Genomic DNA, 14,379 nt, shown 5'->3' with positions numbered 1-14,379 from the left:
TCGCCGCCCGCGTTGGGAGCGCGGGGGAATGCGCAACCGGCCGGAGGGCCGGTTTCCGGCGAGAACAGGTGGCACCGGACACCGCTTGAGGAGGAAATCACCATGAAGAAGCTCTTTTTGGGTGCCGCGCTTTCCGTCTTGCTGAGCACCGCCGCGCATGCCGAAACCGTCGGCGTATCCATGGCGCTGTTCGACGACAACTTCCTGACCGTGCTGCGCAACGGCATGCAGGATTACGCCAAGACCATGGATGGCGTGACGCTGCAGGTGGAAGACGCCCAGAACGACGTGGCCAAGCAGCAGAGCCAGATCCAGAACTTCATCGCCGCGGGCGTCGATGCCATTATCGTCAACCCGGTCGATACCGATGCCACCACCGCGATGTCGAAGATCGCCGCGGATGCGGGCATTCCGCTCGTCTATGTCAATCGCGAGCCGGTCAACGTCGACACCCTGCCGGACAAACAGGCCTTCGTGGCCTCGGAGGAAATCGTTGCCGGCACGCTGGAAGCCAAGGAAGTCTGCCGCCTTCTCGGCGGCAAGGGCAAGGCCGTCATCATGATGGGCGAGCTTTCCAATCAAGGCGCGCGCATGCGCACCAAGGCGGTGCACGACATTGTCGCCACGGACGAATGCAAGGGCATGGAGATCGTCGAAGAGCAGACGGCGAACTGGCAGCGCACGCAAGGCTCCGACCTTGTCACCAACTGGCTGTCGAGCGGAATCGAGTTCAACGCCGTCATCTCCAACAATGACGAGATGGCGATCGGCGCCATTCAGGCGCTGAAAGCCGCCGGCAAGGACATGAAGGACGTCGTCGTCGCGGGTGTCGATGCCACGCAGGATGCGCTTGCCGCCATGCAGGCCGGAGACCTCGACGTAACGGTGTTCCAGGATGCGGCGGGCCAGGGCAAGGGCGCGTTGGACGCAGCCCTGAAGCTCGCCAAGGGCGAGACGGTCGAGAAGAAGGTCTACATCCCCTTCCAGCTCGTGACACCGGAAAACGTTCAGGAATTCGTCGCCAAGAACTGACGTGACCGAACCCGGGATGCGGGGACCCGCCCCGCATCCCGATTTGCCCGATCAAGCCTTGAGGAGATGGCGATGGTTGTCAGCCCGTCGACAATGGCTGCCGTGCGCAAGAGCGGCGCAGTTCCAAATGCGGAATACCTGCTTTCCGCCGAAGGTATCCGCAAGGAATTTCCGGGCGTGGTCGCCCTTGACGACGTCTCCTTCCGGCTAAAGCGCGGCAGCGTGCATGCGCTGATGGGCGAGAACGGCGCCGGGAAATCGACCCTCATGAAGATACTTGCCGGCATCTACCAGCCGGACAAGGGCAACGTGCAGCTGAAGGGTGTCGACATCCGCCTTTCCTCCCCGCTCGACGCGCTGGAGAACGGCATTGCGATGATCCATCAGGAACTGAACCTGATGGCCTATATGACGGTCGCGGAGAATATCTGGATTCGCCGCGAGCCGCTCAACCGTTTCGGCCTGGTCGATCACGGCGAGATGTACCGGCGCACGGAGGAGCTCTTCGACCGCCTCAATATCGGCATCGATCCCGAGGCGAAGGTCGGGGACCTCTCCGTCGCCAATCGTCAGATGGTCGAGATCGCAAAGGCGGTCTCCTATGAATCCGACGTCCTCATCATGGACGAGCCGACCTCGGCGCTGACCGAGCGCGAGGTTGATCATCTCTTCCGTATCATCCGCGGGCTGCGCGACCAGGGCATCGGCATCGTCTACATCACCCACAAGATGAACGAGCTCTTCGAGATCGCCGACGAGCTCTCCGTATTCCGCGACGGCAAATATATCGGCACCCACGCCTCCACTGAGGTCACCCGCGACGACATCATCCGCATGATGGTGGGCCGAGAAATAACCCAGATGTTCCCGAAGGAGGAGGTGCCGATCGGCAATGTCGTCCTTTCGGTGAAGAACCTGACGCTGAAGAGTGTTTTCAACGACGTTTCGTTCGATCTGCGTGCCGGCGAAATCCTCGGTGTGGCGGGCCTCGTCGGCTCCGGCCGGTCGAACGTCGCCGAAACCCTGTTCGGCGTGACGCCCGCAAGCTCCGGCACCATCGAGATCGACGGAAAACCGGTGGCGATCGATACGCCTACGACAGCCATCCGCAATCGCATGGCTTTCCTGACCGAAGACCGCAAGGACACCGGCTGCCTGCTGATCCTCGACGTGCTGGAGAACATGCAGCTCGCGGTGCTTCAGGACAAGTTCGTCAAGAACGGTTTCGTGCAGGAAAACCAGCTGGAGGAAGTCTGCGAGGAGATGTGCCGCAAGCTGCGCGTCAAAACGCCGAGCCTCGCCGAGCGGGTGGAGAACCTTTCCGGCGGCAACCAGCAGAAAGTGCTGATCGGCCGCTGGATGCTCACCCATCCGCGTATCCTCATTCTCGACGAGCCGACACGCGGCATCGATGTCGGCGCCAAGGCGGAGATCCACCGTCTCGTCTGCGAAATGGCCCGCACCGGGGTGGCGGTCATCATGATCTCTTCGGAAATGCCGGAAATCCTCGGCATGAGCGACCGGATCATGGTGATGCACGAGGGCCGGGTGACCGGCTTCCTCGATCGGGCGGAAGCGACGCAGATCAAGGTCATGGATCTCGCCTCGCGCTGACGCCAACGAAGACTTCAGGAGGAGAAGACAATGAGCACGGACGCTGCCGCCAAAGGCAATCTCAAGGTAACCCCGGCGCGACGTCGGCGGCGCATGCCGCCCGAAGCGAACATCTTTCTCGTATTGATCGCCATAGCGCTCGTCTACGAGCTGCTCGGCTGGATCTTCGTCGGCCAGAGCTTCCTCTTCAACCAGCAGCGCCTGACGATCATGATCCTGCAGGTTTCGGTTATCGGCATCATCGCCGTCGGCGTGACGCAGGTCATCATCACCGGCGGCATTGATCTTTCCTCCGGCTCGGTGGTCGGCATGACGGCAATGCTGTCCGCCAGTGTCGCCCAGTCCTCCACCTGGCCGCGGGCGCTCTATCCGAGCCTCACCGACATGCCCTTCTTCGTGCCGATCGGCGTCGGCATCATCGCGGGCCTGCTGGCCGGCTTCATCAACGGCCAGCTCATAGCCAGGACGAAAATACCGCCCTTCATCGCAACCCTCGGCATGATGGTGACGGCCCGCGGCATTTCCAAATGGTACACCAAAGGCCAGCCGGTCTCCGGCCTGACCGAGAACTTCACCTTTATCGGAACGGGCATCTGGCCGGTCGTCGTATTCCTGGCTGTGGCGATCATCTTCCACATCGCGCTGCGCTATACCCGCTACGGCAAATTCACCTATGCGATCGGCGCCAATGTGCAGGCGGCCCGCGTCTCCGGCATCAATATCGAAGCGCACCTCGTGAAGGTCTATGCGATCGCCGGCATGCTGGCGGGCCTTGCAGGCGTGGTGACGGCGGCGCGCGCTCAGACGGCACAGGCAGGCATGGGCGTGATGTACGAGCTCGACGCCATTGCGGCAGCCGTCATCGGCGGCACCTCGCTCGCCGGCGGCGCGGGGCGCATCACCGGCACTGTGATCGGCACCGTCATCCTCGGTGTCATGACCTCCGGCTTCACTTTCCTGCGCGTGGACGCCTACTATCAGGAAATCGTCAAAGGCATGATTATCGTCGCCGCCGTGGTGACCGACGTCTACCGCCAGAAGAAGCGAGCCAAGGTTTAAAACTGCTTCAAGCCCTCCTCCCAACTGCGGCGCTTCGGCGCCGCTTTCTTTTTGGACCGTAACTCAAAAAAAGCCGCCCGAGAGGCGGCTTTTTTGAGTTTAGGGAGTATGGAGAGAAATCACACCTCGACCGAAATCCAGCGCTGTTCGGTGAATGAACGGGCCATGGCATGCACGCTGCGCTCGATCCTGAGACCATCGTCGAAGCCGATGAGATGCGCCTTCTCGCCCTTGATCGCCGAGATCAATTCCCGGCATTCGATGATCTTCAGATCGTTGAAGCCAAGGCCGTGGCCGGGGGCCGGGATGAAGCGATTATACGGAGCGTGCTCCGGCGCGGCGAGTACCTTGCGGAAGCCGTGCTCGGCCTTGCCGCCCTTGTTCTGGTAAAGCTCGAACTCGTTCATCCGCTCCTGGTCGAAAAGGATCGAACCTTCCGACCCGAAGATCTGCAGCGCGATGCGGCCCTTGCGACCCCAGGCGGAGCGGTTCGCCATCAGCACGGCCGAGACACCGCCCTGGAGACGCACCAGAACGCTCGCCACATCGTGGTTCTCGACGGCGCGCTTGCCGCCGCCGGCAAGCGGCCGCTCCGCATAGGGCTTCACCATATCGGCAATGACCGCGTCCACATGGCCGAACAGCGTAAAGAGCAACGAAAGCGGATGCACGGCGAAGTCGTCGAGCGCGCCATAGCCGGATGACGCCTCGCTCTTCCAATAGAAGAGCGCCTGCGGATCGGCCATGAAATCCTCGTCCATCTCGACCCGGACGTGGTTGACCGCGCCGACAGCTCCCTCGGCGATCAACGCCTTCATATGGCGGATCATCGGGTTCTGGATATAATTGTAGCCCATCGCGGCCACCTTGCCGGACCGCTTGGCCGCGGCCTGCATGCGCTCCGCATCGGCAAGCAGCGGCGCCATCGGCTTTTCGCACCAGACATGCTTGCCGGCCTCGAGTGCTGCGATCGCCATTTCGGCATGGAAGGCATTCGGCGTGGTGACGGAGACGATATCGACAGCCGGATCGGCGATCACGTCGCGCCAGTTACCGGTCGAGGTGGCGAAGCCGAGTTCCGCCGCCTTGCGGGCCGCAAGATCGGCATCGACCTCCGCAAGCGCCACCAGCCGCGGCCGCTCGACATCACCGAAGACGCTCGCCACCGAATTCCAGGCCAGCGCATGGCACTTGCCCATATAGCCGGTCCCGATCAGCCCGACACCCAAGCCAGCCATCTCATCCTCCCAATTCCGATGCCGAAGATATTCAGGCCGGCGCGTCAGGGGTTGTCGCGCCGGTATATCCAGTCATGATCCGGATGGTTCTTGAACCGCCATTTGCGGATCGGCCCGGCCATCACGTTGAGATAATACATTTCGTAGCCATAGGGCGCGCCGCAGGGATGGTGCCCCTTCGGCACCAGAACAAGATCCCCATCCGCGACCGCCATGGTCTCATCCAGCGATCCGTCCTCCGTGAACACGCGCTGGAAACCGAAACCCTGCGCCGGATTGAGCCGGTGATAATAGGTTTCCTCCAGATAGGTCATCTCCGGATAGTTGTCCTCGTCATGCCGATGCGGTGGATAGGATGACCAGTTGCCCGAGGGCGTGAAGACTTCCGTGACGAGCAGGCTCTCAGCAACATCGCGCTCTTCCATGGCGATCGGGAAGATATAGCGTGTATTGGCGCCCTTGCCGCGCTCGGTGAGCGAAAGCCCCTCGGGACCGATCACGCGCGCCTCCCGGCCGGGCTTGGCCGGCGCGGTGCAGACGGCAAGCTGGCAATCGGTCGTGGCGGTCGCGTTCCATTCGGCTCCGGCGGGAATGTAGACGCAATGCGGCGCCTTGCGCTCGAAGACGTTCATGCGGTCGCCGAGTTCGCCGAAATCCTTGCCGCCGCCGGAAATCTCCGCCTTGCCTTCCACCAGAACGAGGATCACTTCCGTCTCGCCGGTCTGCTCGGCGGCATTTTCGCCTGGTTTCAGCTTGTAGAACCCAAAGCCGACATAACCCCAGCCGGCATCCTTCGGCGTCACATCGTGCACCTTGCCGCTGGTGCCCTTCGGTTTGCGCAACAGGTTGGTCATGCTCTCGCCTCCTCCGCCGGCCCCTTGTCGAGGCCGACTGCCTGCGCCATCGCCTTGAGCGAGGAAAGGCCCATGCTCTGGTATTCGAAGGGATTGCGGACATCCGGGTCCTGCTCCGCTTCGATCACCAGCCAGCCCTGGTAGCCGTGCTGGGCTGCAATCCGAAGGACCGGCGTGAACTCGACACCGCCTGCCGCATCGCCCGGCACGGTGAAGACGCCGCGCCGCACGCCCTCAAGAAAGGAAAGCCCCTCCTCCCGCACTTGGGCGGCGATCTCCGGCCGCACGTTCTTGGCATGGATATGCCCGACGCGCGCCATGTGCTTTCGGGCGGCACGCTCCGGATTTCCGCCGCCGAAGAGGCAATGGCCGGTATCGAGCAGCAGTTTCGCATGCGGGCCGGTGTGCAGCATCAGCCTGTCGATCTCGTCCTCGCTCTCGACCACCGTGCCCATATGATGATGGTAGACGAGCGTGATGCCCTGCCCTGCGGCAAACTCCGCCAGTGCCTCGACGCCCGCGCCGAAAGCTTGCCATCGGTCTTCCGCAAGGCGCGGCCGGTCGTTCAACGCCTTGCCATCGTCGCCATGGATAGCGTTCGACGTTTCGCAGACGATGATGACTTTCGAGCCCATCGCCTTCAGAAGATCGAGCGCCGGCTGCATCGCCGCCTTCTCCTCCTCGATCGAGTTGGTCAGCAGGTTCAGCGAGTGCCAACCGGAGACATAACGCAGCCCGCGCGGCTCCAGCACCGCCTTCAGCGCATCCGGCTCCTGCGGGAACTTATGGCCCTTTTCGATGCCGTCGAAGCCGATCTTCGAGGCCTCGTCTAGACATTGGTCGAGGCTGATGTGAGCGCCGAGCGTGCGGTCGTCGTCGTTCGACCAGGCAATGGGATTGGTGCCATACAAAATCATCTTATCGTCTTTCCTTCAGCGCAGTCTCATAAGCGGCGCGAGCCTCGTTCACTTCCCTGCGCGCCGAAACCTCCGGCACCGCCACATCCCACCAGAAGCCGCCCGCATCCGGCGTCGGATAAGGATCGGTATCGATGACGATCACGCTTGCGGCCTCGGCCTCCCGCGCCTCGGCAAGCGCCGTTTCCAGTTCCGCGATGGTCGAGACCTTACGCGCGCCCGCTCCCATGGAGGCGGCATGCGCGGCAAAATCAATCTGCATCGGATTGGCCTGGCTGGTGTGCTTGTAGAGGTTGTTGAACTCTGCCCCGCCGGTCGCCATCTGCAGGCGGTTGATGCAGCCGTAGCCGCGATTGTCGGTAACCACCACGGTGATCTTCATGCCCATGGCAACCGCGGTTGCCAACTCCGAATTCATCATCATGTAGGAGCCGTCGCCCACCATCACGATCACGTCGCGGTCCGGTTCCGCCAGCTTGATACCGAGCCCGCCGGCGATCTCGTAGCCCATGCAGGAAAAGCCGTATTCCATGTGATAGGAAAGCGGCCTGCCCGCCTTCCAGAGCTGGTGCAGCTCTCCAGGCATGGTGCCGGCGGCGCACATGACCACGGTATTGTCGCGCGAGGCGCGCTGTACGGCGCCGATCACCTGCATGTCCGTCGGCAGCACGTTGCCTTCCTTCGGCGCAGCCGTCACCGCGTCGGCCTTCGCGAACCACTCGGCTTTCAGCCGGCCATCCGGCGCCTCGAAGCGATGTTCGCCGAGCGCGGCGCTGATCAGCTCAAGGCCCACTTTCGCGTCGGAGACAAGCGGAATGGCCTCATGCTTGACGCTGTCATAGGACTGGACGTTCAAGGAAAGGATGCGCCGCTTCGGGTTCTTGAAGAGCGCCCAGGAGCCGGTGGTGAAATCCTGGAATCGCGTACCGACACCGATCACCAGATCGGCATTCTCGCAGACCGCATTGGCGCTCGTGGCACCGGTCACGCCCACGGGCCCAAAGTTACAGGCATGGTCCCATGGCAGTGCGGATTTGCCGGCCTGGCTCTCGACCACCGGAATGCAGAACCTGGCGGCAAAATCCTGCAACACCTCCGTCGCACCGGAGTAATGCACGCCGCCGCCTGCCACGATGACCGGATGTTTCGCGGTCCTGATCGCCTCAACGGCACGTTTCAGCTCGCTCTCGTCCGGCCTCGGCCGCCGCCAGTGCCAAACCTTCTTCTCGAAGAAGCTCTCGGGATAATCATAAGCTTCGGCCTGCACATCCTGGCAGAAGGCGAGCGTCACCGGGCCGCAATCGGCCGGATCGGTCATCACCCGCATGGCGCGCGGAAGCGCGGTTAACAGGTGTTCCGGCCGGCTGATACGGTCGAAATAACGGCTGACCGGTCGGAAGCAATCGTTGACGGTGGCGATGCCGTCGCTGAAATCCTCAATCTGCTGCAGCACCGGATCGGGCCCGCGATTGGCAAAGACATCGCCCGGAATGAATAGCACCGGCAAACGGTTCACATGCGCGAGCGCCGCCGCCGTCACCATATTGGCAGCACCCGGTCCGATCGAGGACGTCACCGCCATGGCTCGCTTGCGGCAAAGCTGCTTGGCATAGGCGATCGCCGCATGCGCCATGGACTGCTCGTTCTGGCCGCGATAGGTCGGAAGCTCATCCTGGACGCCTGCGAGCGCCTCGCCGATGCCTGCGACATTGCCGTGGCCGAAGATCGCCCACACGCCGGAAATGAAGGGCACGCCCTCCTCGGTCATCTGATTGGCGAGGTAGCGCACCATCGCCTGCGCCGCCGTCAGCCTCACGGTTTTCATCTTGTCTCTCCCTTTCCGCTTTTCGCCTCCGCGCGAACCGCATCCCAGAACATGCAGAGGTCGCGGTATTTGCCTGCCATATCGGCCACCGCCTCCTCGTCGCCGATCTCGCCCGCAAACCATCGCCGCGCAGCCTCGCCGAAGATCGTTCGCCCCACAGCAAAACCTTTGACGAGATCGAAGCGTGCGGCCGTCTTGAGGCTCTCCCTGAGCTCCGCCATCGGCGCATCGAGACCAAGCACAACGATACCACGCGTATAGGGATCGTGCTTCAGGATCGCTTCGCAGGCATTGGCCCAGGAAGCTTCGGTCTTCATCGGCTCGAGCTTCCACCAGTCCGGATAGATGCCGATTTCGTAGAAACGCTCGATCACCCGCGCCACCGTCCGGTCATCCGTCGGGCCAACCTTGGAGGGAATGACTTCCAGCAGCATTTCCAGCCGGTTCCGACGCGTCGCCGCAAAGAGGCGCTGGATGACGGCTTCCTGCTCGGCTCGCATCTGCCGCGCATCGTCCGGATGATAGAAGCAGAGCACCTTGGCGACGTTATCGAGCGGCCATTCGTTGAGCCCGCCGAAATCGGGGCCAAGCTCCGGCTCAAGCGTCAGCGGTCGCGACCCCGGCCATTCGACCGGCCGGCCGATCCAGAGACCGGTCCCCGTCGCCTTGTAGAGGGTCTCGCGCCCAAGGCGGTTGTCACAGAGAATGCCGTAGCCGTGCCGGTCCCCCGAAACCTCCAGTGCGGCCCTGAGGCAGAGCGCCTTGAAGTCGTCGATCAAGGCCTGTTCTTTCCCGGCTTCCTTGGCGATGGCTTCCAGTTGCATGCGATGATCGAACGCGAAAACCCGGATTTCCGGCCAGTCGCCTGTGCGCGTGGTGGACCAGTGAACCTGTTCCAGCGCCGCGTCCTTGCGCAGCGCCTTGTTTTGTATGCCGGTGCGGAAGAAATACTGCAGCTCCTCCCAGCTTGGATAGGCGGGCGTGCAGCCATGCCGCGAAACCGCGAAAGCACCGCAGGCATTCGCGTATTTCAAAGCCGTCGGCCAATCCTCGCCGGTGAGCCAGCCCTTCATGAGGCCGGCCATGAAGCCGTCACCGGCGCCGAGCACGTTGAAGACTTCGATCGGGAAGCCCTGCCCGGTTTGCCCGTCGTCCAGGCTGCCCGGAATTTGGCCCTCGAAAACCACCGCGCCGAGCGGCCCGCGCTTGCAGACCAGCGCCGCATTCGAAACTCTGCGCACCGCCTTCAGCGCATCCAGCGTATCGGTAGAGCCGCCGGCGATATGGAATTCCTCCTCCGTGCCGACGATCAGGTCGAAAAGATGAAGCGTGGATTGCAGCTTGGCAGTCACCTTGCGAGATTCGATGAAGCGGCTTTCGCCCGCCTCGTGCCCCGCAAGCCCCCAGAGATTGGGGCGGTAATCGATATCGAGCGCGGTACGGGCGCCGTTCTCCCTTGCAAGCCGCAAGGCCTTCAATACGGCCGCTTCGGTATTCGGGTGGGACAGATGCGTGCCGGTGGCGCAGACGCAACGCGCCTCGGCGATGAAGGCCGGATCGATATCGTCCTCGCAAAGCGCCATGTCGGCGCAGTTCTCGCGGTAGAAGATCAGCGGGAACTGATGCTCGTCGCGAATGCCGAGCAGAACCAGCGCTGTCAGCCGTTCCGGATCGGTCTTGACCCCGCGGACATCGACATTTTCGCGGATGAGCTGTTCGCGGATGAAGCGGCCCATATGCTCTGCGCCGACCCGCGTGATCACCGCCGATCTGAGCCCAAGCCGGGCAGCGCCCGCGGCGATATTGGTCGGCGAACCTCCGATATATTTGTTGAAGGAAGCCATGTCCTCCAGGCGTCCGCCGACCTGAGCGCCATAGAGATCGACGGACGATCTGCCGATCGTGATGAGATCGAGTGGCGTCAAAGTTCCCTCCCTGCCGACGGCGAAGCCCGCTTCCGGAACCGCCCCTCCGTTCGGCAATTCCGGACACTGTCAATAATAGACTATAAATTCCATTTTTTCACATTTCAATATGAATATTCAGCCAGACCGTCGTGTCCCGACAGCAACCGAAAGCGCGATCGCGAGACAGAGGGTCGCCGAAAGCGAGCGGAAAGCGCCGAAATCCACCTCCGAGACAGAGAGCGCAATCGCATCGAATTTCCGCAAAGGGCTGACGATCGTATCCGTGAGCGCCACCACCGGAATGCCGCGTTCCCTTACCGACTCCACGAGCTCTATGGTCTCGGACGAATAAGGGGAAAAGGTGATGGCGAGCAGCACATCCCCGGAGCGGATGGCATTGCGATTGTCGAGACGACCGACGGCGCTGTGCAGCATGGCCGGCACATCCATCTTCTCGAAGGCGTAAGCCATATAGCTGGCAACGGGAAAGGAACGCCTCAGCCCGATGATATGGATCATATGGGCGCCGGCGAGCGCCTGCACCGCCTGTTCTATGGTCTGCGGCTCGATCGTCTTCAGGAGGTTTTCCAGCGAAGCGCGCCCCGCCTCCACGAACTCTGCAAGCAGCGCAGAGGGGCTGCCCTCCGCCTTTTCCCGCAGATGATGCAGGCGCGTCGAATAGTCCGGCCAGCCGCCCACATAGGAATCGCGAAACAGCCGCTGCATTTCCGAAAAGCCGGAAAAGCCGAGAATCTGGCAAAAGCGCATGAACGCGGAAGGCTGGACGCCGGCTCCTTCCGCCATCTCCGCCACCGTGGAGACAGCAATGCGGTCCTTGTTGGCCGCAACATAGTCGGCGCATTGGCGCAAACGCTTCGGAAGGTCTTCCGACACTTCCAGCAAGCGCTCCTCGAACGCCTTGATGGTGGCCGGCCCGCCGGTCTCTCCCATGACTTCACTTCCCGTTTCACCGCTTGACATGAACGAAATCGCAATCTAGCAAAATAGAACATATATTCCAAATCGAGATTTGGACAATTCGAGCACTATCAGTTCGGGCCTATGGCGCAAGCAGAAGACGGCTTTGAATGGAATGGCTCAGGCATCCTTGAGAGGAGACACATGGTGACGAAACTGGCGCTGCTCGGAGCCGGGCGCATTGGCAAGGTGCATGCCCGCGCGATCGCGGAGGACAAGCGGGCGAAGCTCGTCGCGGTCGTGGACGCCATGCCTGCGGCGGCTCAGGCGATCGCCGACGGCGCCGGCTGCCGGGTCAGCACGGTGGATGCGGTAGAAGCCGATCCGGCGATCGATGCGGTCATCATCTGCACCCCCACGAATACCCATGCCGACCTGATCGAGCGTTTCGCCAAGGCCGGCAAGGCGATCTTCTGCGAAAAGCCAATTGATCTCGACGTAGCTCGTGCGAGAGCCTGCCTAGAAACGGTGCGCAAGACCGGCGCCAAGGTCATGCTCGGCTTCAACCGCCGCTTCGACCCGCATTTCCGCGCCGTGCGCCAGGCAATCGACGACGGAAAGATCGGCACGGTGGAAATGGTGACCATCACCAGCCGCGATCCAGGCCCGCCGCCCGCGGAATATATCAAGGTCTCCGGCGGCATCTTCCGCGACATGACCATTCATGATTTCGACATGGCCCGCTTCCTGCTCGGGGAAGAGATCGTCAGCGTCATGGCCTCGGGCTCCGTGCTCGTCGATCCCAAGATTGGCGAACTCGGCGACTACGACAGCGCGAGCCTGATCCTCACGACGGCGAGCGGACGGCAATGCGTGATCTCGAATTCGCGGCGCGCAAGCTACGGCTACGATCAGCGCATCGAGGTGCACGGCTCGCTCGGCTCGGTTTCAGCGGAAAACCAGCGGCCGGTATCGATCGAGCTCGCCACCAAAGACGGCTATACCCGCCCGCCGCTGCATGATTTCTTCATGACGCGCTACACGGCGGCCTATGCCGCGGAAATCTCCGCCTTCATCGACAACCTGGAGGGTGGCACGCCGCCTTCGCCCACAGCGGAGGACGGGTTGATCGCGCTGACGCTCGCGGATGCGGCCGTTCGCGCGGCGAGAGAAGGCAAGGCGGTCACCGTCAGCTATTGAAGCCTCATCTCGGGATTGGCGGGGGATCGGCCGCATAGTGCCGCTCCCCGCGCCGGCAGAGATAGACCTCCGGTTCGGGATTGGCCTCGATCACGAAACCGGAGCTCCTGAGCATGGCTTCCGTCGCCGCCTTGTTCGGGAAGAACCAGTTGGTCGGGTCGGAAGCATAGCGCTCCTCCACGAAGAAGAGCTTCGGGTAATCCGGGCGGTCGAAGATATCCTCCTCGGAGAAGTCATAGTCTCCCGCAAGGTCGGGAATGCGCTCACTGCCCCGCTGCAGGCACTGGAACAGCATGAGGTCGCCGACGACGTGATCGTGGATCAGGTCGAGCGCGAGCAGCGGATGGCGCAGGTGATAGAGCACGCCCATGAAGATCACGAGATCGAACATCGCGCCGAGCTTCGCCACGTCATAGACCGACATTTCCCGGAATTCGATTTCCAAGCCCGAATATTCCGCCGCGAACCTCGCCTGCCGCAGATAGTGCGGATCGGAATCGATTCCGAGCACCCGGCCGGCATTGCGCCGCTTCATCTCGAGTGAATAGAAACCCGCATTGCAGCCGATGTCGAGCACGCTGCGGCCCTGGAGATCGTCGGGCAATACGTGCTTGAACTTCGCCCATTTGAAGGCGGGATAGTCTCCGAGGAAATGATCCGGCGCGGTCCTGACCCCGCCGATCTCCATGTTGTGGAACCAGGGGCCCAGTTCCGCGATCTTTTCCTCCAGATCCGATCTTGCCCTGTTCGTCCTCGCATCCATGCCTTCAAGCTCCCAGGGAAATGCCCGTCGAAGTCGACAACCGCCGAAGAGGCGGTTTGATCCGCGGTCGCTCATGATGGAGAGGCGTCGTGGAGAACCAGTCCACCGTCTGGCGCAATCCTTGCGAAAGCGGTATGGTCGGCTCCCATTTCAAAAGCGCCTTGGCCAGGGAAATGTCGGGCCGACGGCGCTGCGGATCGTCCTTCGGCAATGATCTGTGGACGATCTTGGAGGAGGACGGCACCATGGCGAGCACCATGTCCGCCAGTTCGTTGATGGTGAATTCCCCCGGATTGCCGAGATTGACGGGACCTTTGGGATTGGGGTCGACGTCCATCAGCGCGATCAGGCCAGCCACCATATCAGAGACGTAGCAGAAGGAGCGGGTCTGTTCTCCGCTGCCATAGATGGTGAGCGGCTCGCCCGACTGTGCCTGGACGATCAGGTTGGAGACGATGCGCCCGTCATTCGGCTGCATGCGCGGGCCATAGGTGTTGAAGATGCGGGCGACGCGCGCGTCCACACGGCCGGCGCGAAGCACATCGAAGCAAAGCGTCTCTGCCGCACGCTTGCCCTCGTCATAACAGGCTCTCGGACCGGTGCAGTTGACGTTTCCCTGATAATCCTCCCGCTGCGGATGGACTTGCGGATTGCCGTAGACTTCGCTTGTCGACGCCTGCAGGAAGGAAGCTCCATGCCGTTCGGCGAGCGCCAGCAGATTGCCGGTGCCGGCCACGCAGGTCATCATCGTATGGATAGGATCCGCCTGGTATTGCGGCGGCGAGGCAGCGCAGGCGAGATTGTAGATCTGGTCCAGCTGCTCGTCCATGTCATGGAGATCGCAGATATCCTTCTCGATCATTCGAAACTCGGGATGGTTCATCAGCGGCCGCACATTGGCTTCCGATCCGGTGATGTAGCTGTCGACGCAGATCACCCGGTCGCCCTGGGCGAGCAGCGCATCGCAAAGATGCGAGCCGACGAAACCGGCACCGCCGGCCACGAGAATGGTCTTGCCTTTTCCGTTTCGGGTCCGTTGCAGCATTCGACAC

General features: G+C 62.2%; 12 protein-coding genes. 4 read left to right on the top strand and 8 right to left on the bottom strand.

What is annotated here, in order from left to right:
- Nucleotides 1-102: 102 nt before the first annotated feature.
- From ACE04I_RS21680 to ACE04I_RS21670, 3 genes are all read left to right on the top strand, one after another.
- Nucleotides 103-1,032, top strand: coding sequence for a sugar ABC transporter substrate-binding protein (locus ACE04I_RS21680; protein WP_046794931.1), 930 nt, complete (start codon nt 103-105; stop codon nt 1,030-1,032).
- Nucleotides 1,033-1,104: 72 nt separating this feature from the next.
- Nucleotides 1,105-2,646: a sugar ABC transporter ATP-binding protein gene (locus ACE04I_RS21675; RefSeq protein ID WP_046794932.1), complete on the top strand. Its 1,542-nt coding sequence runs from the start codon at nt 1,105-1,107 to the stop codon at nt 2,644-2,646.
- 30 nt (nt 2,647-2,676) lie between these two features.
- Nucleotides 2,677-3,705 (top strand): ABC transporter permease, encoded by a 1,029-nt coding sequence (locus tag ACE04I_RS21670; protein ID WP_046794933.1) that lies wholly within the window; start codon nt 2,677-2,679, stop codon nt 3,703-3,705.
- A 119-nt stretch (nt 3,706-3,824) separates the two neighbouring features.
- Here the strand turns inward: ACE04I_RS21670 and ACE04I_RS21665 are convergent, their stop codons facing one another.
- The 6 genes from ACE04I_RS21665 to ACE04I_RS21640 form a co-directional block, all read right to left on the bottom strand.
- Nucleotides 3,825-4,943 carry a Gfo/Idh/MocA family protein gene (locus tag ACE04I_RS21665; protein ID WP_046794934.1) on the bottom strand — a complete coding sequence of 373 codons (1,119 nt, stop codon included), beginning with the start codon at nt 4,941-4,943 and terminating at the stop codon, nt 3,825-3,827.
- Between the two features lie 44 nt (nt 4,944-4,987).
- Entirely contained in the window at nt 4,988-5,797 is an 810-nt protein-coding gene (iolB, locus tag ACE04I_RS21660; protein ID WP_046794935.1) for a 5-deoxy-glucuronate isomerase, read from the bottom strand.
- Nucleotides 5,794-6,714, bottom strand: coding sequence for a myo-inosose-2 dehydratase (gene iolE, locus ACE04I_RS21655; protein WP_487207597.1), 921 nt, complete (start codon nt 6,712-6,714; stop codon nt 5,794-5,796). The genes iolB and iolE overlap by 4 nt, the downstream gene beginning before the upstream one ends.
- Nucleotide 6,715: 1 nt before the next feature.
- On the bottom strand, nt 6,716-8,539 hold the full coding sequence (gene iolD, locus ACE04I_RS21650; RefSeq protein ID WP_046794937.1) for a 3D-(3,5/4)-trihydroxycyclohexane-1,2-dione acylhydrolase (decyclizing): 1,824 nt from the start codon (nt 8,537-8,539) through the stop codon (nt 6,716-6,718).
- Nucleotides 8,536-10,464, bottom strand: coding sequence for a bifunctional 5-dehydro-2-deoxygluconokinase/5-dehydro-2-deoxyphosphogluconate aldolase (locus tag ACE04I_RS21645; protein WP_046795110.1), 1,929 nt, complete (start codon nt 10,462-10,464; stop codon nt 8,536-8,538). The genes iolD and ACE04I_RS21645 overlap by 4 nt, the downstream gene beginning before the upstream one ends.
- 117 nt (nt 10,465-10,581) lie before the next feature.
- A complete protein-coding gene (locus ACE04I_RS21640; RefSeq protein WP_046794938.1) occupies nt 10,582-11,397 on the bottom strand; it encodes a MurR/RpiR family transcriptional regulator in 816 nt (271 codons plus the stop codon).
- A gap of 171 nt (nt 11,398-11,568) precedes the next feature.
- Here ACE04I_RS21640 and iolG point away from each other — a divergent pair, with 171 nt between their 5' ends.
- Nucleotides 11,569-12,564, top strand: a complete 996-nt coding sequence (gene iolG, locus ACE04I_RS21635) for an inositol 2-dehydrogenase (RefSeq protein WP_046794939.1) — start codon at nt 11,569-11,571, stop codon at nt 12,562-12,564.
- A gap of 4 nt (nt 12,565-12,568) precedes the next feature.
- Here the strand turns inward: iolG and ACE04I_RS21630 are convergent, their stop codons facing one another.
- Together ACE04I_RS21630 and ACE04I_RS21625 are read right to left on the bottom strand one after the other, a co-directional pair.
- Entirely contained in the window at nt 12,569-13,327 is a 759-nt protein-coding gene (locus tag ACE04I_RS21630) for a TIGR04290 family methyltransferase (protein ID WP_046794940.1), read from the bottom strand.
- Between the two features lie 4 nt (nt 13,328-13,331).
- Entirely contained in the window at nt 13,332-14,372 is a 1,041-nt protein-coding gene (locus ACE04I_RS21625; RefSeq protein ID WP_487207596.1) for a UDP-glucuronic acid decarboxylase family protein, read from the bottom strand.
- Nucleotides 14,373-14,379: the final 7 nt, after the last annotated feature.

Source organism: Rhizobium moroccans, assembly GCF_057559155.1.
This window is presented reverse-complemented; position numbering and strand designations above follow the sequence as displayed.